The organism is Streptomyces sp. NPDC026500 (assembly GCF_055567635.1).
This window is the reverse complement of record NZ_JBVHQB010000018.1, coordinates 1-21,390: the sequence shown is the minus strand read 5'-3', so window position 1 is coordinate 21,390 and position 21,390 is coordinate 1. Positions and strand designations below refer to the sequence as shown.

Annotated in this window: 16 protein-coding genes; 13 read left to right on the top strand and 3 right to left on the bottom strand. The window is 71.5% G+C overall.

Annotated elements, in window-relative coordinates; translation table 11 throughout:
- Window positions 1-58 precede the first annotated feature (58 nt).
- Window positions 59-547: a cysteine dioxygenase gene (locus ACZ4N5_RS28985; RefSeq protein ID WP_467759991.1), complete on the bottom strand. Its 489-nt coding sequence runs from the start codon at window positions 545-547 to the stop codon at window positions 59-61.
- A gap of 731 nt (window positions 548-1,278) precedes the next feature.
- Here ACZ4N5_RS28985 and ACZ4N5_RS28980 point away from each other — a divergent pair.
- From ACZ4N5_RS28980 to ACZ4N5_RS28970, 3 genes are all read left to right on the top strand, one after another.
- Window positions 1,279-1,542: a WhiB family transcriptional regulator gene (locus tag ACZ4N5_RS28980; RefSeq protein WP_003975777.1), complete on the top strand. Its 264-nt coding sequence runs from the start codon at window positions 1,279-1,281 to the stop codon at window positions 1,540-1,542.
- A 231-nt stretch (window positions 1,543-1,773) separates the two neighbouring features.
- A complete protein-coding gene (locus ACZ4N5_RS28975) occupies window positions 1,774-5,490 on the top strand; it encodes a glycosyltransferase family 2 protein (RefSeq protein WP_467759990.1) in 3,717 nt (1,238 codons plus the stop codon).
- Window positions 5,487-6,995: a DUF5719 family protein gene (locus ACZ4N5_RS28970; protein ID WP_467759989.1), complete on the top strand. Its 1,509-nt coding sequence runs from the start codon at window positions 5,487-5,489 to the stop codon at window positions 6,993-6,995. The genes ACZ4N5_RS28975 and ACZ4N5_RS28970 overlap by 4 nt, the downstream gene beginning before the upstream one ends.
- A gap of 240 nt (window positions 6,996-7,235) precedes the next feature.
- Here the strand turns inward: ACZ4N5_RS28970 and ACZ4N5_RS28965 are convergent, their stop codons facing one another.
- Window positions 7,236-7,685 carry a metallopeptidase family protein gene (locus tag ACZ4N5_RS28965; RefSeq protein ID WP_467760135.1) on the bottom strand — a complete coding sequence of 150 codons (450 nt, stop codon included), beginning with the start codon at window positions 7,683-7,685 and terminating at the stop codon, window positions 7,236-7,238.
- A gap of 280 nt (window positions 7,686-7,965) precedes the next feature.
- Here ACZ4N5_RS28965 and ACZ4N5_RS28960 point away from each other — a divergent pair, with 280 nt between their 5' ends.
- The 9 genes from ACZ4N5_RS28960 (at window position 7,966) to ACZ4N5_RS28920 (ending at window position 18,832) form a co-directional block, all read left to right on the top strand.
- Entirely contained in the window at window positions 7,966-8,445 is a 480-nt protein-coding gene (locus ACZ4N5_RS28960; RefSeq protein ID WP_467759988.1) for a DUF3499 domain-containing protein, read from the top strand.
- Window positions 8,446-8,700: 255 nt separating this feature from the next.
- The gene (locus ACZ4N5_RS28955) at window positions 8,701-10,317 is read left to right on the top strand and encodes an L-lactate permease (RefSeq protein ID WP_467759987.1); all 1,617 of its coding nucleotides are present in this window, start codon (window positions 8,701-8,703) and stop codon (window positions 10,315-10,317) included.
- Between the two features lie 190 nt (window positions 10,318-10,507).
- Window positions 10,508-11,869: a phosphomannomutase/phosphoglucomutase gene (locus ACZ4N5_RS28950; RefSeq protein ID WP_467759986.1), complete on the top strand. Its 1,362-nt coding sequence runs from the start codon at window positions 10,508-10,510 to the stop codon at window positions 11,867-11,869.
- A gap of 215 nt (window positions 11,870-12,084) precedes the next feature.
- Window positions 12,085-12,255 carry a Trm112 family protein gene (locus ACZ4N5_RS28945; RefSeq protein WP_078943765.1) on the top strand — a complete coding sequence of 57 codons (171 nt, stop codon included), beginning with the start codon at window positions 12,085-12,087 and terminating at the stop codon, window positions 12,253-12,255.
- A gap of 308 nt (window positions 12,256-12,563) precedes the next feature.
- A complete protein-coding gene (locus tag ACZ4N5_RS28940) occupies window positions 12,564-13,691 on the top strand; it encodes an SIS domain-containing protein (RefSeq protein ID WP_467759985.1) in 1,128 nt (375 codons plus the stop codon).
- 128 nt (window positions 13,692-13,819) lie between these two features.
- Entirely contained in the window at window positions 13,820-14,971 is a 1,152-nt protein-coding gene (gene manA, locus ACZ4N5_RS28935; RefSeq protein WP_467760134.1) for a mannose-6-phosphate isomerase, class I, read from the top strand.
- 143 nt (window positions 14,972-15,114) lie between these two features.
- Window positions 15,115-16,095 (top strand): cation diffusion facilitator family transporter, encoded by a 981-nt coding sequence (locus ACZ4N5_RS28930; protein ID WP_467759984.1) that lies wholly within the window; start codon window positions 15,115-15,117, stop codon window positions 16,093-16,095.
- A gap of 510 nt (window positions 16,096-16,605) precedes the next feature.
- A complete protein-coding gene (ahcY, locus tag ACZ4N5_RS28925) occupies window positions 16,606-18,063 on the top strand; it encodes an adenosylhomocysteinase (RefSeq protein WP_467759983.1) in 1,458 nt (485 codons plus the stop codon).
- 100 nt (window positions 18,064-18,163) lie between these two features.
- Window positions 18,164-18,832 (top strand): hypothetical protein, encoded by a 669-nt coding sequence (locus ACZ4N5_RS28920; RefSeq protein ID WP_467759982.1) that lies wholly within the window; start codon window positions 18,164-18,166, stop codon window positions 18,830-18,832.
- Window positions 18,833-18,891: 59 nt separating this feature from the next.
- On the opposite strand, the gene ACZ4N5_RS28915 is transcribed toward ACZ4N5_RS28920, so the two are convergent.
- Window positions 18,892-19,917: an RDD family protein gene (locus ACZ4N5_RS28915; protein ID WP_467759981.1), complete on the bottom strand. Its 1,026-nt coding sequence runs from the start codon at window positions 19,915-19,917 to the stop codon at window positions 18,892-18,894.
- A 141-nt stretch (window positions 19,918-20,058) separates the two neighbouring features.
- Between ACZ4N5_RS28915 and ACZ4N5_RS28910 the strand changes: the two genes are divergently transcribed.
- Entirely contained in the window at window positions 20,059-21,066 is a 1,008-nt protein-coding gene (locus tag ACZ4N5_RS28910) for a stage II sporulation protein M (protein ID WP_467759980.1), read from the top strand.
- Window positions 21,067-21,390 lie beyond the last annotated feature (324 nt).

Genomic DNA, 21,390 nt, shown 5'->3' with positions numbered 1-21,390 from the left:
CGCGTCAGCCGGTTACGAGACCTCGGTGCCGACGGGCCCCCGTTCGGGCGCGAACGCGTCACACGGTTTCGGCGACCGCGCAACGCGCCGCGTGCATCGGCATCTCGGTGAGACCGGGGTAATAGACGTGCAGGCTGACGGCCGGTTCGAGCGAGTCGTTGACGACCTCGTGGACGTACCCGGGCGCGAAAGCGCGCTGCGCTCCGGCGCCCAGGGCGCGCGTGCCGCGCTCGGTGTGCTCGGTCAGCGCGCCGTCCAGGACGGTCAGCACGCCGGAGGAGCCGCCGTGGTCGTGCAGCCCGCTGCCCTGTCCGGGCACCCAGGACAGGAGCCACACCTCGTAGCCGGGCCCCGTGCTCAGCCGGTGGTACCAGCGCGAGGCCGCGTCGTACTGGACGAGGTGCTCCCACTGGGAGCGGTCGGCGGCGATGGAACGCGCCAGGCCGACGAACTCGGCCACGGTGGAGGGGTGTTCGCGCGGCGGCTGGAGCAGGTGCGGTACTTCGAGGATGTCGCCGGCGATCTGGAGGTCGCTGTCGCTGTTCATGGATGCGGTGGTTCCTCGGCGGAAGAGTGCTGGGGTGTCGCTGGCCGTTTCCGCCCGGGTCTCGAGCGGGGATTCCGCCCGGGTCAGGAGCGGGGAGGAGCCCTGGTGCGGGCGGTGGCCCCCGGGAGAGGGGCGGGGATTCGCCTCAGTGGCGGCGAGGCAGCCGGAGCGCGGTAGGGCTCAACAGCTGGAACAGCAACAACAGCTACAGCGAACGTGGGCAGCACCGAGGGACCCGGCGGTGCGGGTCGAGGTGGGTGCCAAGTTCGCGAGCATGCCCACAAGGACACCGGTTCACACCTCGACTGTCAACTGCATGTCCGGTATGTGGAAGATGTTTCACCTCATCCGGTTCATCTGGCAGGCGAAAGGTTTGTTCAGGAGCCTCCCCGGACACATGGCGCACAACCGGGTGAACAAACCTCGCCGCGGCCCCGTGATCTAAATGTGATCAGATTCGCTTCGGGGTCTGCGTCGGAACGAGATCGAACTCCTGGACGTCCTCCTCTGCGAGGGGAGGGCGTCTGACCTGGACCTCTTGGGCTGTCAGGGTTTATGCCGATTTGAACACTTTCCGCATAGCCTTGGTTCCGCAGAGTGAATAAGGGGCCCAATAGCAGATCTCGGCTTGACTGGCCCGGATCGGCACACTTGTAATTTCACTCGTGTCGTTCAGCCGACATCGGTAACGGCAGCATCACGGGGACGCGAAAGACAGACGAGGGGCGCACATGACCGAGCTGGTGCAGCAACTGCTGGTCGACGACGCGGACGAGGAACTCGGCTGGCAGGAGCGCGCGCTGTGCGCCCAGACCGACCCCGAGTCCTTCTTCCCCGAGAAGGGCGGCTCCACCCGCGAGGCCAAGAAGGTCTGCCTCGCCTGTGAGGTCCGCTCCGAGTGCCTCGAATACGCGCTCGCCAACGACGAGCGGTTCGGCATCTGGGGTGGTCTGTCCGAGCGGGAGCGGCGTCGTCTGAAGAAGGCCGCGGTCTGAGAACGGTCGTACGGAAAAGCGGACGCGGAACAGTAGTCCACACGCGTGGGTGCCACAGACCAAACGGCACACACTCCTACGTAAGGAACGGCCCGTCGCCGGTGGGTTATCCACAGGCGGCGGGCCGCCGTCTTGCTCAGCCGTTAGTGTGGGCCCTCGTCCGAGACGTCCCGCTGTCCCCGCCGGACACAGACGTCCACCGCAGTCCATCGAACCGGGGCCCGTACCTCGATGTCCGTGTACAGCCATTCGGCAGCCCGTAACGACGCCGCTGCCACCCCTGAGTTCCCGCGCCACGTCGTGACCGCGGTGCTCGTCTCCCACGACGGCGCCCGCTGGCTGCCCGAGGCGCTCGCCGGGCTGCTCGGCCAGGACCGCCCCGTGCAGAACGCGGTGGCGGCCGACACCGGCAGCGCGGACGAATCCGCCCAGCTGCTCACCGAGGCGCTCGGCGCCGACCGCGTGCTGCACCTGGCACGGCGCACCGGCTTCGGCCAGGCCGTCGAGGAGGTGTCCCGCACCGCCGGCGAGCTGACCCCGGACGACCTGCCCTACCTCAAGCGTCCGAGCGGCTGGGACCCCGTCACCCGCAGCTGGCGCGACGACGCCTACGACATGCCGGACCTCCCGCACGGTGAGCCCGAGCAGTGGCTCTGGCTGCTGCACGACGACAGCGCCCCGGAGCCCGACGCCCTGGCCCAGCTGCTGCGCGTCGTGGAGAACGAGCAGGAGCTCGGCCACGACGTGGCCATCGTCGGCCCCAAGCTCCGTGGCTGGTACGACCGCAGGCAGCTCCTCGAAGTCGGCGTCACCATCGCCAACTCGGGCCGCCGCTGGACCGGTCTGGACCGCCGCGAGCAGGACCAGGGCCAGCACGACCATGTCCACCCCGTGCTGTCCGTGTCCACCGCGGGCATGCTGATCCGGCGCGATGTCTTCGAGGAGCTCGGCGGCTTCGACCGCCGGCTGCCCCTGATGCGCGACGACGTCGACCTGTGCTGGCGCGCCCAGGCCGCCGGCCACCGGGTGCTCGTCGCCCCGGAAGCCGTCGTACGGCACGCAGAGGCGGCCTCCCGCGAGCGCCGCGCCGTCGACTGCGTGGGCCGCACCGCCGCGTCCCCGCACAAGGTCGACAAAGCGGGCGCCGTCTACACCCTCCTCGTCAACGCCCGTACCGCGCAGCTCCCCTGGATCCTGATCCGGCTCGTCCTCGGCACCCTGCTGCGCACGGTCGCCTACCTCGTGGGCAAGGTCCCCGGGCAGGCCGTCGACGAGATCCGCGGCCTCCTGGGCACCCTGCTGCGCCCGGAGCGGATCATCGCCGGGCGGCGCAGGCGCGGCCGCCCGCAGGTCGAAAAGGGCGAGCTGCGGGCCCTGTTCCCGCCGCCGGGCGCCACCGTGCGGGCCACCTTCGAGCAGGTCGCCGGCAATCTGACGAGCAGCTCGGACGCCGACATCGCCACGGGCGCCGGACGGCACGGAGGCGCCGTCGAGTCCGGACCGGGCGGCGACGACGGCGACTTCCTGGAGATCGAGCAGTTCGCCCGGATCAAGCGCATCGCGCGCAACCCCGGCCCGATGCTCTTCCTGGTCCTTCTGTTCGTCTCGCTCCTCGCCTGCCGGCAACTGCTCGGCGGCGGGGCCCTCGCGGGCGGGGCGCTGCTGCCCGCGCCCGCCGACTCCTCCGAGCTGTGGGCGCGTTACCTTGACGGCTGGCATCCGGTCGGCGCGGGCTCCACCCAGTCCGCCCCGCCCTACCTCGCGCTCGTCGCGCTGCTGGCCTCCGCGCTCCTCGGCTCCACCGGGCTCGCGGTCACCGTGCTCCTCGTGGGCTCCGTGCCGCTGGCCGGCTTCGCCGCGTATTTCGCCTCGCGCCCGCTCGTCGAGTCGCGCCTGCTGCGCGCCTGGGCGTCCGTCGCGTACGCCTTCCTGCCCGCCGCCACCGGCGCGCTCGCGGGCGGCCGCATCGGCACCGCCGTCCTCGCGATCCTGCTGCCGCTCATCGCGCGCGCGGGCATCGCGGCGAGCGGTCTCGCGCACGCCTCCCGGGCGCGCGGCAGCTGGCGTGCGACCTGGGCGTACGCCCTGCTGCTGACGTTCACGACCGCGTTCACCCCGATCGTGTGGCCCATCGCGCTGGTCCTCGGCATCGCGCTCCTCGTGGTGCGCCGCAGGGAGATCGCCGCCTACGGACCGCGTTTCCTGGCCCAGCTCGGCACCCCGCTGCTGGTCCTCGCCCCCTGGTCCCTGACCCTGCTGCCGTTCGGCTTCTTCAAGCAGGCCGGCCTGGACTACGGTGCGGGCGCGGCCTCCCCGCTCGACCTGGTCAGCGCCAGTCCCGGCGGGCCGGGCACCGTCAGCGGACTGATGCTCTTCGGCATCGTGCTCGCCGCGCTGGCCGCACTGCTGCGCTCCGAGCGCCAGGCGGGGATCCGGACCGCCTGGGTCATCGCCGTCGTGGCACTCGTCTTCGCGGTCCTGTCCAACAGCTCCACCTGGGCCGGCCCCGCGACCCTCGTCTACGGCCTCGCACTGCTCGCCGCCGCCGCCGTCGGCTCCGACGGGGCACGCGCGCGGGTGGCCGAACAGAGCTTCGGCTGGCGCCAGCCGGTGGCCGCGCTCATCGCCTTCGCCTGCGCCGCGGGCCCGCTGCTCATCGCCGCGGGGTGGATCATCCGCGGCGCCGACGGACCCGTGGAGCGCCGCGACCCGGTGCAGGTGCCCGCGTTCGTCGCCGAGGAGAGCGGCACCCGCGACCAGGCCCGCACCCTCGTCCTCGACAGCCGCTCGGCCGCCAAGGTCGGCTACGTCCTGGTCCGCGGCTCCGGCGCCCGCCTCGGCGACGCCGAACTCGCCTCGGCGGACAGCGAGAACAAGAAGCTCGACAAGGTCGTCGCCAACCTCGTGGCGGGCTCCGGCGCCGACCAGGCGGACGAACTCGGCGGCTTCGCCGTGCGCTACGTCCTGGTCCGCAAGGGCGCGCCGCGCGAGGTGAGCCGCGTCCTGGACGCCACCACGGGCCTGAGCCGGCTGAGCCAGCAGGACGGCAGCGCCCTGTGGCGTGTCGACCAGCAGGTCTCGCGCGCCGCGATCGTCCCGGCATCCGGCGACCCGGAGTCCATCGCCGCCGGACCGGTCGAGGTGCACACCACGATCCCCGCGGGAGCCGACGGCCGCGTCCTGCGCCTGGCCGACAGCGCCGACGCGGGCTGGACGGCGACCCTGGACGGCAAGCCGCTCACCCGCACCACGGTCGACGGCTGGGCCCAGGGCTTCCAGCTGCCGGCCGGCGGAGGCAGGCTGGACGTCACCTTCGACGCCCCGCTGAGCCACACCGCCTGGCTGTGGGTCCAGGGCGCGCTCGCCCTCGTCCTCGTGGTGCTCGCCCTCCCCGGGCGGCGCCGGGACGTCGACGACGACCTCCCCGAGGAGCAGGCCGTGCCCGCCCAGGACATGACGGGCGACGGCCGCCGCGCCCGCCGCCTGCGCGCCCAGGCCGAGGCGGAGGCCGAGCAGTCGGACGAGGACCTCGACGGCGAGTTTCCCGCGGACACGGACGCGGGCGCGGACGAGGGCGAAGAGGTCCCGGCCGCCGCCGTCCCGCACCAGCAGGCGTACGACGAATGGGACAGCCGCAGCTACGCGAACGCCGAGTACGACACCCACGGCGGCGAGCAGTACGAGGGGCATCAGCAGTACCCGGCGGGCACCTACGAGCAGCCGTACCAGGCGGACCCCTACCAGGGCGGCCAGTACGACCCGTACGCCTACGGGGGCACGGCGGCGTACGACCAGAACTACGGCCAGGGCTACGACGCGAACGGCCAGGCCTTCGATTCCCGGGGCCAGGCCTACGACACGGGCGAGCAGGGCTACGACCCGGCGTACGACCCGACGCAGCCCTCGCACGGCACCGACAGTGAGCGCCCCGACGGGAGCCATCAGTGAACCGCACCACCCTGTCCCTGATCGCCGCGGCGACCGCGCTCGCCGCCGTCACCGGCTTCGCGACCCTCAACTCGCCGGACGCGTCCGGCGACAGCGCGGCCGGCGCGGCCGCGCGGCTGCCCGTGGAGCGCACCAGCCTGCTCTGCCCGCAGCCGAGCACCTCCGACATCGCCGACACCTCGTACACGTCCTTCACGCCCGTCGTGGAGGGCGTGAGCGGCAGCGGCAAGGCCCAACTCCAGGCCGCCACCGAGGAGTCTGCGGACTCCGCCGCCGGCAAGAAGAGCGGTGGCAAGGCGGCCAAGCCCGCCAAGCCCGTCGTCCAGCCCAAGGAGCCCGGCAAGTCGGCGGCCGGTGACGCCTCGGGTGCCGACACGCCCGCCCTCGTCGGCGTCGCGTCGGGCAAGTTCGCGCCCGGCTGGACGGTTCAGGAGACGACGAAGGTCGCCGCGGGCAATGGGCGCGGCCTTCTCGGCACCAACTGCACCGCTCCCGACACCGAGTTCTGGTTCCCGGGCGCCAGCACCGCCGCGGCCCGCACCGACTATGTGCACCTGACCAACCCGGACGACTCCGCGGCCGTCGTCGACATCGATCTGTACGGCAAGGACGGCACGCTCAAGTCCACGGTGGCCGACGGGATCACGGTCCAGCCGCACGCCAGCGAGCCGATCCTGCTGAACACGCTGACCGGCGATCCGCAGACCGACCTCACCGTGCATGTGTCGGTCCGCAGCGGTCGCGTCGGAGCCGCCGTACAGGCACTGGACGAAAAGACCGGCGGCGACTGGCTGGCCGCCTCCGCCGACCCCGCGGGCAGTCTTGTCATGCCGGGCATCCCCAAGGACGCCACCTCCGTGCGCCTGGTCGCCTTCGCCCCCGGCGACACGGACGCCGACCTGAAGGTGCGCCTCGCCTCGCCCTCGGGGCTGATCACCCCGGCGGGGAACGAGACGCTGCACGTGAAGGCCGGTATGACCTCCGCCGTCGACCTCGGGGACGTCACCCGCGGCGAAGCGGGCTCCCTGGTGCTCACGCCCACCGGGTCGTCCGTGCCGATCGTCGCCGCCCTGCGGGTGGTGCGCGGCAAGGGCGCCGATCAGGAGACCGCGTTCATTCCGGCCACCCTCCCGGTCGGCGCGCGCGCGACGGTCGCGGACAACAGCGCCAAGGGGTCCACGCTCGCCGTGACCGCCCCCGGCGGGGGAGCCAGTATCAGGGTCACCGCGTCCGCGGGCAGTGGGGGCGGTACGGCCGTCTCGAAGACGTTCACCATCAAGGGCGGGACCACGCAGAACATCGCGGCACCCGTCCCGAGCGGCCTCAAGGGCACGTACGCCCTCACCGTCGAGCCGGTCTCCGGAGGCCCGGTCTACGCCTCCCGGATGCTCGCGGCGACCCAGGAAGGCGTTCCCGGCTTCACCATCCAGAACCTCCCGGACGACCGGGGAACGGTCTCGGTGCCGGAAGCGGAACAGGACCTCTCGGTGCTGCTCAAGCAGTGACCCGGACCAGCGATCCGCCCGAGCCTCGGCTTCGGCTACCTGGGTCCGATCGGCCCGAGTCTGATCAGCCCGGGTCTGATCCGTCCGAGTCGGGGCGATCCGGGTCTGATCCGTCCGAGTCCGGGCGATCCGGGTCTGATCGGTCCCGGTCCGAGCGGATCGGGGTCTGATCGGCCCAGGTCGGAGCGGTCGGAGCGGTCGGAGCGGTCCAGGCCGGAGCGGCCCGGTCCAGGTCCGTCCTCAGTCCTCGCCGTACCGCGGATCAACCGTCTCCGGTGTCAGGCCCAGCAGTTCCGCGACCTGTTCCACGACGACCTCGTGCACCAGGGCGGCGCGCTCGTCGCGTCCCTTGGTGCGGATCTCGACCGGACGGCGGTAGACGACCACGCGCGCGGGATGCCCCTCGCGCGCCGGGATCGTGCCTCCCAGGGGCACCGCCTCGTCGCTCCAGCCCTCGCCCGAGCCCTCCAGGCGGGGGACTTCGAGGACCATGAAGTCGATGTCCGCGAGCTGCGGCCAGCGTCGCTCCAGCCGCTCCACGGAGTCCTGCACCAGGTCCGCGAAGACTTCGGCACGGCTCGCCGCCAGCGGTACCTGGGGCGGCGCCACGGGGCCGCGCATGCCCCTGCCATGGCGGTCACGACGACGAGGACCGGCTGCTGCGGCACGGGGCGGTACGGGGTTGTCCATCACTGACGAAGAGTAGTCCCCGCCCGGCCCGGCCGCCCGGCCCCACGCGCCGGTCGCCGACGGCGGGCGGACCGACGGCCTCCGGCCCGGCATGTGTTCCGGATGACGCCCGATGACGTGCGATGACGTCCGATGACCATTCCAGCCAAGATTGGGCTCAATTCCGTATCCCTCCAAGACCGTCTCTGACATGGCAATTGACATGATTCGCACCAAGTGGTGACCGGATTCAGGTCTGTTCGGCATCCCGGCGTCCGATGTAGCCCCAGGTCAGGGTCTGATGCCCGGAAAGCGGTGTGGGCCGTCTCACAGCTCGACACGGTGGGATGACCTGGGGGAGAGTCGTCGCGGCCCGCTCAAGAGTGCGGTACCGTCCAACGTCGTGAGCCTTGTACGTCGCTGTTCGCGCACCGCTTGCGGCCGTCCTGCCGTCGCGACGCTGACGTACGTCTACGCCGACTCGACCGCGGTCCTCGGCCCGCTCGCCACCTACGCCGAACCCCACTGCTACGACCTGTGTGCCGAGCACTCCGAGCGCCTCACCGCGCCGCGCGGCTGGGAGGTCGTCCGGCTCGCCGACTCCTCCGGTCCCTCGCGCCCCAGCGGTGACGACCTGGAGGCGCTGGCGAACGCGGTGCGCGAGGCGGCCCGTCCGCAGAAGCGCGCGGCGGAGGCCGGCGGCGGCAGCGCCCGCTCGGTGGACCCGATGGAGGTCGCGCGCCGCGGCCACCTGCGGATTCTGCGCTCGCCCGACAACTGAGCACCGCTCCACGCGCTCGCACCCCGCTCTCCTCGCCCTGCCGCGCCCCGTGCGGCGCTCTCCTCGCCGCGACCCGCATTCCGCGCCGGCACCCCTTTCCGTGGCCCGCCGGTCCGTTGCGAGCCCATCGCCCGTTTCCTGGACGCCCATTCCACTGAGCGACGCACACCCATTGACGTGAAGTTGTCGCGGACACGACGATTCCGGTTGCCGTGAGAAATCGCTTTCCGCATCACGGAATCCGGGGAGGCGTCCATGTACGTGCAGGAGCTGCAACCCGTCGCCGGCTCGCTCGGCCTGTCCGCCCTCGTGGCCGCCCTGCCCCTCGTCGTCGTGCTGGTCCTGCTCGGCGGCGTCCGGCTGAAGGCCCACCTGGCGGGCCTGGCGGGCCTTCTGGCGGCCTCGCTGGTCGCCTGGCTCGCGTACGGCATGCCGGTGGGTCAGACACTCTCCAGCGCCGCCCAGGGCGCCGTGTTCGGTCTCTTCCCCATCCTGTGGATCGTCGTCAACGCGCTGTGGGTGTACCGGATGACCGTCCGCACCCGGCACTTCGACATCCTGCGCCGCTCGTTCGGGCGGCTGTCCGACGATCCGCGCATCCAGGCACTCGTGGTCGCCTTCTGCTTCGGCGCGCTCCTGGAAGCCCTCGCCGGTTTCGGCGCACCCGTCGCTATCTGCTCGGTGATGCTGGTCGCCCTCGGCTTCGACCCGGTGCGCGCGGCGGTCGTCGCCCTCGTAGCCAACACCGCGCCGGTCGCCTTCGGCGCGATGGCCACACCGGTCGTGACCCTGGCCCAAGTCACCGGCCTGCCAGTGGACTCCGTCGCCTCCGTGGTGGGCCGGCAGACCCCGCTGCTCGCGCTGATCGTGCCCCTGGTCCTCGTCGGCCTGGTCGACGGCAGGCGCGGACTGCGGGACACCTGGGTGCCCGCCTTGGTGTGCGGACTGGCCTTCGCCGCCGTCCAGTTCGCCGCCTCGAACTACGTCTCCGCACAACTCGCCGACATCGGCGCCTCCTTGGCCGGTGCCGCCGCCCTGGTCGCCGTGCCGCACGCGCGCGTGCCCGCCTCCGAGTCCGTACGGGCGTCGGTCCTGACCGGAGCGCGCAGCGAGGAACTCGACGAGCAGGACCCGCCCCGCGAAGTCGTGCGCGCCTACGCCCCGTACGCCCTGATCGTCGCGATCTTCTCGATCGCGCAGATCCCGGCCGTGAAGGACTGGCTGGCGCGGGCGACACGGACGTACGACTGGCCCTTCCTGGACGTCGTCGACCCGAGCGGCAAGCCGGTGGGCGGGAACGTCTTCACCTGGCCGATCGTGTCGACCGGCGGCACCCTCGTGCTGCTCGCCGGGCTGTGCACGGCCGCGCTGCTCGGGGTGCACGCGCGCGTGGCGCTCCGGGAATGGCTCGCGACCGTGCACGAGTTGAGGTTCGCGATCCTGACCGTGACGTCCGTGCTGGCCCTCGCCTACGTCATGAACCTCTCGGGACAGGCCGCCACGATCGGCCACTTCGTGGCGGCGGCCGGCTCCGGACTCGCCTTCCTGTCACCGGTTCTGGGGTGGTTCGGCGTGGCCGTGTCCGGCTCCGACACCTCGTCGAACGCCCTCTTCGGTGCCCTCCAGGTGAGCGCCGCCCGGGAGTCGGGGCTGTCGCCCGAGCTCCTCGCCGCCGCCAACAGTTCGGGCGGTGTCCTCGGCAAGATGATCTCGCCGCAGAACCTGACCATCGCCTGCGCGGCCGTCGGGCTCGCGGGCCGCGAGGGCGACCTGCTGCGCAAGGTGCTGCCCTGGAGCCTCGGACTCCTGCTCGTCATGTGTCTGATCGTGGTGGGGCAGAGCTCGCCGGTCCTCTCCTGGATGCTGCCCTGAGCCGGTCGCGGACCCTGTGCCCGGCGCCCCGGGAGGACTCGGCACGCTGTCCCGAGTCGGGCTGGTTTCCCCTGGATGACAGGGACCGTTCCGCACGTCACGGATGCGCTCCACTCGGGCTCGGCACGGCCGGCTGTCAGCCCGGACGGGTAGTTTGGGGCGACCGAAGTGGACTTCTGGAGGGTTGGCCGTGACTGCTGATCTGTCGCAGCTCGTGAAGGCGTACGACGTACGCGGGGTGGTTCCGGACCAGTGGGACGAGCCGCTCGCCGAGCTTTTCGGCGCCGCCTTCGTCCAGGTGACCGGGGCGGACGCCATCGTGATCGGGCACGACATGCGGCCGTCGTCGCCCGGACTGTCCCGCGCCTTCGCGCGCGGTGCGGCGGCGCGCGGGGTCGACGTGACCGAGATCGGCCTGTGCTCCACCGACCAGCTCTACTACGCGTCGGGCGCGTTCGGGCTGCCGGGCGCCATGTTCACCGCCTCGCACAACCCGGCCCAGTACAACGGCATCAAGATGTGCCGGGCGGGCGCGGCCCCCGTCGGTCAGGACACCGGCCTCTCCGAGATCCGTCAACTCGCCGAGTCCTGGCTCGACTCCGGCGCCCCGAGCTCGGACGCCACGCCCGGAACGATCACGCAGCGGGACACGTTGGAGGACTACGCGGCGTACCTCCGCACCCTCGTCGACCTGACCTCGATCCGCCCCCTGAAGGTCGTCGTCGACGCGGGCAACGGCATGGGCGGACACACCGTGCCGACCGTCTTCTCCGGCCTGCCGCTGGAGCTCGTCCCGATGTACTTCGAGCTGGACGGCACCTTCCCGAACCACGAGGCCAACCCGCTCGACCCGGCGAACATCGTGGACCTTCAGAAGCGCGTCCGCGAGGAGGGCGCCGACCTCGGCATCGCCTTCGACGGCGACGCCGACCGCTGCTTCGTCGTCGACGAGCGGGGCGAGCCGGTCTCCCCGTCCGCGGTCACCGCGCTGGTCGCCGCCCGCGAGCTGGCCAAGCACGGCGGCGGCACGGTCATCCACAACCTCATCACCTCCTGGTCGGTCCCGGAGGTCGTCCGCGAGCACGGCGGCACCCCGGTCCGCACCCGCGTCGGCCACTCCTTCATCAAGGCCGAGATGGCCCGCTCCGGCGCGATCTTCGGCGGCGAGCACTCCGCGCACTACTACTTCCGCGACTTCTGGAACGCCGACACCGGCATGCTGGCCGCCCTCCACGTCCTCGCCGCCCTCGGCGGCCAGGACGGCCCGCTCTCCGGGCTCGTCGCGGAATACGACCGTTACGCGGGCTCCGGCGAGATCAACTCCACCGTCGACGACCAGGCCGCCCGCCTCGCCGCGGTCAGGGCCGCCTACGAGGGCCGCGAGGGCGTCACCATCGACGAACTCGACGGCCTGACGGTCACCGCCGAGGACGCGTGGTTCAACGTCCGCCCCTCCAACACCGAGCCCCTTCTCCGCCTCAACGCGGAGGCCCGCGACGAGGCGACGATGACGAAGGTGCGGGACGAGGTCCTGAAGATCATCAGAGGCTGAGGGAGAGGCCGAGGGCGCGCCGCCCGGCCCGTCGGCGGTCGGGCGGGGCGATGGCGGGGCGAGCACGGGGCAGGCACGGGGGCGCGGGGCACGGGGTGGAAGGGCCCCTCGCACCCGTTTGCGCGCCTGTACGAACCAGTGCCGCGCCCCGGCACCCGGCTTCCCGCAGCGGTACCCTGACCAGGCCGCATCCACCGTTTCGGAAGGACACCCCAATGCCGCTCGAAGCCGGCCTCCTGGAGATCCTCGCCTGCCCGGCCTGCCATGCCCCGCTCAAGGAGCAGGAGACCGAGCTGATCTGCACGGGAGCGGACTGCGGCCTCGCCTACCCGGTCCGCGACGGCATCCCCGTACTCCTGGTCGACGAGGCCCGCCGCCCCGCGTAACCACGCAGCCGCCTCGCGGACAGCGGCGCCGCGACCGCCGCACGCGAGGTGACAGCGGCGCCGTCCCCCCGCCCGCGGGCGTCCCGACGGCGCAGCAGGCCCGACGACAGGCCACGACACCGACGACAGGCGACAGCGCCGCCGACCGCACGGACAACGGCGACGAGGCCGCCCCGATCGGCGACCGGCGCACACCCGGCCGGCCCCCGGTCGGACCCACCGCCGCTCGGCACCCGCGAGCGACCCCGTGCAAGCGACCCGGGCGGTCCACGCGTAAGCGCCCCCGGCGATCGGAGGCTACCGACCCCATGCTCGACGAATCGCTCCTCGACGATCCCGACGCGCTCACCCGGGCCGACCGGCGGGCGCTGCTCCGCGGCGCCGCCGAGGCCGGCGCCCGGGTGCGCACCGCGGTCCGGCACGCCACCGAGGCCGGCATCCCCGAGCTGAAGCCGGACGGCCGCCCGCGCGGCGTCCTGATCGCGGGCCCCGGCATGGCCGCCACCGGCGTCGCCGAACTGCTCGGCACCCTCGCCGGAGCGAGCTGCCCCCTCACCCGGCTCACCCCCACGGGCGTCGCTCCCGCCGGGGGCGCCCTGCGCTGGGACCTGCCCGGCTGGGCGGGCCCCGTCGACCTCCTCCTGATCGCCACCCCCGACGGCAGCGAACCCGGCCTGGAACTGCTCATCGAGCAGGCCTACCGACGCGGCAGCACCGTCGCCGCCGTGGGCCCCGCCGGCTCCCCCCTCGCCGAGTGGGTGGAAGGCAGTCACGGCCTCTTCGTACCGATGGCGACCGCCCCGTACGACGAGGCCGCGCCCCAGGCGGCCTCGGCGCCCGGCGTGCTCTGGGCGCTGCTCACCCCGCTGCTCGCCCTCCTCGACCGCACCGGTCTGGTCTCGGCCCCGCCGGAAGCCCTGCAGAAGGTCGCCGACCGCCTCGACCGCGTCGCCGAGCGCTGCGGGCCCGCCATCGCGGCGTACAGCAATCCCGCCAAGACGCTCGCCGTCGAACTGGCCGAGGCGCTCCCGGTGATCTGGACGGAGGGCACCTCGGCGGGCCCGGCCGGCCGCCGGTTCACCGCCGCGCTCGCCGAGCTCGCCGGCCGCCCCGCGCTCACCGCCGAACTCCCCGAGGCGCTCGCCTCGCACAGCGTGCTGCTCGCGGGCGCGCTCGCCGCCGGCGCGGACCCCGACGACTTCTTCCGGGACCGCGTCGAGGAGGCACAGGCACTGCACGCGCGCGTGGTGCTGCTCCGAGACCGTCCGATCGGCGGGATCAGCGCCGCACCCGCCGCCCGCGAACTCGCCCTCAGCCACGACACCGCGATCAGCGAGCTCGAACCCGAGGAGGGCGGCGAACTGGAAACCCTCGCCGAGCTGATCGCCATCACGGATTTCGCCGCCGTTTACCTGGCGCTCGCTTCGGGGGCCTGATCTTGGGCGGGAGCGCGCGCCCGGCGCCCGTCGCCGGCCCCCGCGACCGGCGCCACTGACACGACGCTTCCCGGACAGCGCCCGCACGGAGCGGGCCGAGCAGCGCACGTATGGAGAAGAAGACACCGATGGACCGCCTCGACAACACCGTTCGCCCCTACGCCTGGGGTTCGACCACCGCCATCCCGAGGCTGCTCGGCGTGGAGCCGACCGGCGCACCGCAGGCGGAGATGTGGATGGGCGCCCACCCGGGCGCACCCTCGCGCACCGCGCGCGGTCCGCTCAACGAGGTCGTCGCCGAGGACCCGGAGAAGGAACTCGGGCGCGCCGCCTTCGCCAAGTTCGGCCCTCACCTGCCGTTCCTCCTGAAGATCCTCGCCGCCGGCGCCCCTCTCTCCCTCCAGGTGCACCCCGACCTCGAACAGGCGCGGGAGGGTTACGAGGACGAAGAGCGCCGGGGTGTCCCGATCGACGCCCCGCACCGCAACTACAAGGACGCCAACCACAAGCCCGAACTGATCTGCGCCCTCACCGAGTTCGACGGCCTGTGCGGCTTCCGCGCCCCCGAGGAGGCCGCCGAACTCCTCGCCGCCCTCGATGTCGACTCCCTCAAGCCGTACGTCGACCTGCTGCGCGCCCACCCGCAGGAGGCGGCGCTGCGCGAGGTCCTCACGGCGGTGCTGAGCGCCGACCCCGACGACATGGCCCTTACGGTCACCGAGACCACGGCCGCCTGCGCCCGCCTCGGCGGCGCCTACGCCCCGTACGCCGACCTCGCCCACCACTACCCGGGCGACCCCGGAGTCATCGCCGCGATGCTCCTCAACCACGTCCGACTCCAGCCCGGCGAGGCCCTGTTCCTCGGTGCGGGCATCCCGCACGCGTACCTGAACGGCCTCGGCGTCGAGATCATGGCCAACAGCGACAACGTCCTGCGCTGCGGTCTGACCCCCAAGCACGTCGATGTGCCCGAACTCCTGCGCGTGGTCCGCTTCGAGGCGGGCGACCCCGGTGTCCTGCGCCCGGAGGCGTCCCCCGACGGCGAAGAGGTCTACGCGACCCCCATCGACGAGTTCCGTCTCTCCCGGTACGTCGTCGCCGAGGGCGCCGACCCGCGCGACCTCACCCGCGAGACCCCGCAGATCCTGCTCTGCACCTCGGGTTCCGTGCGCGCCGACCGCATCGACCTGACTCCCGGCACGTCGGTCTTCGTACCGGCCGGCGAAAAGGCCGAAGTGTCCGGTTCCGGCACGATCTTCCGTGCGACAGTGGTTGTCTGACGGGACGACTGCACCGACCTGAGGCGCGTCGCTGACGGACCGGGCTGCAAGAATGGCCCACCGCAAAGGGCGAGCAAAGCCCGGACCGGGGTACGAGGGTACGAACGGGGTCCGGACGGCGTACGAAGGGACAGCAGGAGCAGATGAGCGCTTCAGGCGGCACCAGAGCGATCGTGGCGGCACTCGGCGCCAACCTCGCGATCGCGGTATCGAAGTTCGTGGCGTTCGCGTTCAGCGGCTCCTCCTCGATGCTCGCCGAGGGCGTTCACTCGCTCGCCGACTCCGGCAACCAGGCACTGCTCCTGATCGGCGGCAAGAAGGCCCAGCGCGCGGCGACCCCCCAACACCCCTTCGGCTACGGCCGCGAGCGCTACATCTACGCCTTCCTCGTCTCGATCGTCCTGTTCTCGGTCGGTGGCATGTTCGCCGTCTACGAGGGCTACGAGAAGATCAAGCACCCGCACGAGATCGAGAACTGGTACTGGCCGGTCGGTGTGCTGGTGTTCGCGATCATCGCCGAGGGCTTCTCCTTCCGTACGGCCATCAAGGAGTCCAACGAGCTGCGCGGCTCGCACTCCTGGTCCCAGTTCATCCGCCGCGCCAAGGCACCGGAACTGCCCGTCGTCCTCCTGGAGGACTTCGGCGCGCTCATCGGTCTGGTCCTCGCGCTCTGCGGCGTCGGCCTCGCGCTGCTCACCGACAACGGCGTCTGGGACGGCATCGGCACCGTCTGCATCGGTGTCCTGCTCATCCTGATCGCGCTGGTGCTCGCCGCCGAGACCAAGTCGCTCCTGCTGGGGGAGTCGGCGGGCCCGGAGGACACCTCGAAGATCGAGGCGGCGATGGTCGACGGCGACACCGTCACCGGCATCATCCACATGCGCACGCTCCACCTCGGTCCCGAGGAACTGCTGGTCGCCGCGAAGATCGCTGTCCAGCACGACGACACGGCCGCCCAGGTCGCCACCGCGATCAACGCCGCCGAGTCCCGCATCCGCGCCGCCGTCCCGATCGCCCGGGTGATCTACCTGGAGCCGGACATCTACAGCGAGGCGGAGGCGGCCAAGGGCCCGGACCCCGCGGCGACGCCCGGCGGACCGACGCAGTCGCCGGCCGACCACTGACACCACCCGCTCGTACGCCGTCGGGGCCCGCCTGAGATCTCAGGCGGGCCCCGACGCCGTTTCCTCCGTCCAGCTACTCCATTCGTCTCCATTGATCTCCACTCATCTCCACCGTTCAGCTCTGCCGTTCCGTTCTGCTGCCCGGCTCCGCCGTTCAACTCTCCCGCCCAGGTCCGCGGTAAGGCCCCGGGGGCAACTCGGGCACCACCCACTCGGTGAACCGCCCGGCGCCGGGCCGCCGGACCCCCCTCCGTCCAGATGCGGACTGGGGAGGGACAGGCCCACCGGTGTAGCTTGGTGACTGAGCCAGACGTCGCTGCTGATGGCGGTCGGGCGGTCCCACCGCGGACCGGCCGAGGGAGAGAGGGCCTCCGACGGACTGCGCTGCGCGCACCGGGCACTCCTGTGTCCTGCCGGTGCACGTCCGTGCCCCGATCGGGCATGCGTTCGTGCCCGCCGCCGCGCAGAACAGCCCTACCCACCTCGCCCCGATTCCGAGGAGCAGCTCGTATGACGACTGTCGACAACCGACAGGACTTCAAGGTCGCCGACCTCTCCCTGGCCGTCTTCGGCCGCAAGGAGATCACCCTCGCCGAGCACGAGATGCCCGGCCTGATGTCGATCCGCAAGGAGTACGCCGAGGCGCAGCCCCTCGCGGGCGCCCGCATCACCGGCTCCCTGCACATGACGGTGCAGACCGCCGTCCTCATCGAGACCCTGGTCGCCCTGGGCGCCGATGTCCGCTGGGCCTCCTGCAACATCTTCTCCACCCAGGACCACGCCGCCGCCGCGATCGCGGTCGGCCCGAACGGCACGCCCGAGAACCCGCAGGGCGTCCCGGTCTTCGCCTGGAAGGGCGAGACCCTGGAGGAGTACTGGTGGTGCACGGAGCAGGCGCTGACCTGGCCGAACACCCCCACCGGCGGCCCGAACATGATCCTGGACGACGGTGGTGACGCCACCCTCCTCGTCCACAAGGGCGTCGAGTACGAGAAGGACGGCAAGGTCCCCTCGCTCGACACCGCCGAGTCCGAGGAGCACGGCTTCGTCCTCGAACTCCTGCACCGCACCATCAAGGACGGCTCGCAGAAGTGGACCCAGCTCGCCTCGGAGATCCGCGGCGTGACCGAGGAGACCACGACCGGCGTCCACCGCCTGTACGAGATGTACCGCGACGGCACCCTGCTGTTCCCGGCGATCAACGTGAACGACGCCGTCACCAAGTCGAAGTTCGACAACAAGTACGGCTGCCGCCACTCCCTGATCGACGGCATCAACCGCGCCACCGACACCCTGATCGGCGGCAAGACCGCTGTCGTCTGCGGCTACGGCGACGTGGGCAAGGGCTGCGCGGAGTCCCTGCGCGGCCAGGGCGCCCGTGTGATCATCACCGAGATCGACCCGATCTGCGCCCTGCAGGCGGCGATGGACGGCTACCAGGTCACGACCCTCGACGAGGTCGTCGACAAGGCGGACATCTTCGTCACCACGACGGGCAACAAGGACATCATCATGGCCTCGGACATGGCCAAGATGAAGCACCAGGCGATCGTCGGCAACATCGGCCACTTCGACAACGAGATCGACATGGCCGGCCTCGCCAAGATCCCCGGCATCGTCAAGGACGAGGTCAAGCCGCAGGTCCACACCTGGAAGTTCTCCGACGGCAAGGTCATCATCGTGCTGTCCGAGGGCCGCCTGCTGAACCTGGGCAACGCGACCGGCCACCCGTCCTTCGTGATGTCCAACTCGTTCGCGGACCAGACCCTGGCCCAGATCGAGCTGTTCACCAAGCCCGAGGAGTACCCGACCGACGTCTATGTGCTGCCCAAGCACCTCGACGAGAAGGTCGCCCGTCTCCACCTCGACGCGCTCGGCGTGAAGCTGACGACGCTCCGCCCCGAGCAGGCCGCGTACATCGGTGTCGAGGTCGAGGGCCCGTACAAGTCGGACCACTACCGCTACTGAGCACGCCCGCCGAGCAGCGGTACCACCGCTCGGCGTCCGGATGTCAGCAGGCCCTCGCCGTCCCGGCGGGGGCCTGTCCCCGATGAGGACCTGAACGCCCATGCCCCGCGGCCGCTATTCGCTCCATGATCCGCACGATCACACCCCCCTCGCCGACGAACACTTCCACTGCGCGCCCGGCCCCTCGGGCTGGCGCTACGTCTCCCAACTCACCACCCCCTCCGGACTCACCACCCCCTCCGGCACGGGGCCCGACGACCTCCCCCAGCCGGGGACGGTGACCGGCTCGGTCGACCTCGCCCTCGACGATCTCGGCCGCCCCATCCGCCTCGAACTGCACGCCGCGAACTGGCAGGTACGGGGCGCCGCCCTCGACGGCGTGACCTGGGTCCGCACCGACCCCACCGGCACCGAGGCGACCGAAGGCAATGTGCCCGCGCATGCCTTCACCGGTACCTCTCCCGCCTTCCTTGTCGCCACCGCCCGTCTGCTTCGCCTCACCCCTTCCGCCGCCGCCCCGGCGACCCGCGTACGCCTCGTCGCCTTCACCGACCCGGTCCTCGCCCCGCGCACCCTCGACCAGTCCTGGGCCTTGATCGCAAGCGAAACACACGCCACTGACAACGGTCCGCTGACCGTGGACGAATACCAGGTCACAGCGCTGGACACGGGTGAGCAGCACGCCGTGCACATCGCGGGAGACGTGGTGCTCGCGGCCCCCGGCATCGAACTGGAGCACCTCGAATCACCGCCGTCGGTATTCGCCTGACGGCGGGTTCGCGGGACCGGGCCGGTCTGGGGACGACGCCGAGTCGGCGGTGAGTGCCCCTACGCGGGCGGCGCGAAGCCGGTCGAGGGACGCTCCTCCCGGCCGGCTTGCTCAACCGGCCCGACGGAACCGACCGGGGGCGGGGACGGTTGCGGGGCCGCGGGCTGCTGAGCCGCGACCGGGTACCCGGCGGCGACCGGCGGGGCAGAGCGAACACCAGGCCCCGGCTGGAAGGGGTGGCCGACAGGAGCGCCGGCCTGGAACGGGTATCCGGCGGGAACGCCCGGCTGGATGAAGGGAGGGCCACCGGGTCCGGGGGCCGCGAAACCGCCCGGCGCACCGCCGAAGGCCCGACGGGCTTCCCGAATCTGCCGCTCCTGCACCACGGCAGCCAGATACGCGCCCGCCGGCACACCCTGCGGCGCCGGAGCCCCGGTACGAGCGGCGAGATCCACGGCGAGCCGTTCCGCCATCGCCCCACCGACCTGCGGATCCAGTTGCCGCATCCGCGTCAGGTACTGCCGGATGGCCAGCCACAGCCCGTCCGGTACGGCGGAAAGGTCGAGCTCGGCGAACCGCCCCGCCAGCCAGGGCGGCGGCGCAGGAACGTACGGCATACGTCCCACCGGAATGCGCTCCCGCACGACAAGCGTCCCCGCGAACACGTCACCGAGCCGCCGCCCGCGTTCCGACACCAGCGAGGCGATGCACGCGACGATCCCGAACGTCATCAGAATCTCGACCACCCCGACGGCTCCGCGCACCAGCGCGTGCCGGAACCGGATCGGCCCTCCGTCGTCCCGCACCACCCGCAGCCCGCACGCCAGCTTCCCCAGAGAGCGGCCATGACTGAGCGTCTCCACCGCGATCGGCCCGCCGACCAGCACAAGAAGGAAGCTCGCGATCGAGACGGCGATCTGCGCCGCGTCGTCCAACGCGGCGGTCGCGGCGACCAGACCGATGGTCACGATGATGTAGACCGCCATCGCCAAGGCCAGGTCGAGCACAAGGGCAAGCGCCCGGCTCGGCAGTTTCGCGGGGCGCAGTTCCAGCGCCACCGCCTCGCCCGTCACTAGCTCACTCACGCGTGCCGTCCTTCCCCTGACCTGCCCCGAGAACCGCCAGTCTGCCAAGCTGAGGGCACATCGCGCCGCAGTAAGACAAGCTGACATCCCCGATGGGCACCCGATGGGCACCCGACGAGCAGCCGAGGAGCAGGCAAACCGATGGACCTCGACGTCTTCGTCTCCGCCCACCGAGCCGAGTGGGACAGACTCGACGCCCTGCTTCGCCGCCAGCGCCGCCTCACCGGGGCCGAGGCCGACGAGCTCGTCACCCTGTACCAGCGAACCGCCACCCATCTCTCGCTGATCCAGTCCAGTGCGCCGGATCCCCAGCTCACCGGGCGCCTCAGCCAACTCGTGGCACGCGCGCGCAGTGCCGTGACAGGCACCCGCCGAGCCTCCTGGCGCGACGTCACCCGCTTCTTGACGCACGGCTTCCCGGCAGCGGTCTACCGCTCCCGCCACTGGTGGGTGCCCACGGCGCTCCTGTCCACAGCGATAGCCGCCCTCCTCGGGTGGTGGATCGGCACCCACCCCGAGGTCCAGGCCTCCATCGCCGCACCCAGCGAACTGCGCACCCTCACCCGCCCGGGCGGCGAGTACGAGACCTACTACTCCAGTCATCCCGCCGCCGCCTTCGCCGCCCAGGTGTGGACGAACAACGCCGAGGCCGCCGCGATGTGCCTGGTCCTGGGCGTCTTCCTGGGCATTCCGGTCCTGTGGATCCTCTTCGAGAACATGCTCAACCTGGGCGTCGGCATCGGCCTGATGTCATCGGCCGGCCGTCTCGACACCTTCCTGGGTCTCGTCCTCCCGCACGGTCTGCTGGAACTGACCGCAGTCTTCGTCGCCGCGGGCACAGGACTGAAACTGGGCTGGACCGTGATCGACCCGGGCCTGCGATCCCGTCGCACAGCCCTCGCGGAAGAGGGCCGCGCCGCGCTGGGCATGGCGATAGGCCTGGCGCTGATCCTCTTCGTCTCGGGTGCCATCGAAGGCTTCGTCACGCCGTCGGGTCTCCCCACGTGGGCCCGAATCGGCATCGGAATCGCGGCTGAACTGGCCTTTCTCGTGTACGTCTATGTACTCGGAGGTCGTGCGGCACGCTCCGGCGAGACCGGTGACGTCTCAGCATCCGAGCGCAGCGCCACTTTGCCGACGGCCGCCTGATGTGCGTGCACACCCGCTGACCTGCTAGTCTCATCTTCGCCCCGGGAAACCCGTTGACAGAGGTACACTGGGGAGGTAGATTCAAACAGTTGCCTAGAACTGGACACGTCCGGCGGCAGCGGTTAGAGTCTGCTCGCTTCTCAAAGCAATCGACACGTCGATTCAGAAGAAGCCACTCCTGATGATTCAGAAATGGGCGCCGGTCAATCCGGTCCATGGATTCTGATAAAGTCGGAGCCGCTGGAAAGGGAAACGCGAAAGCGGATTACCTCGAAAGCACCGAGGAAATCGGGCCCGAAAGGTTCTGATAGAGTCGGACTCGCC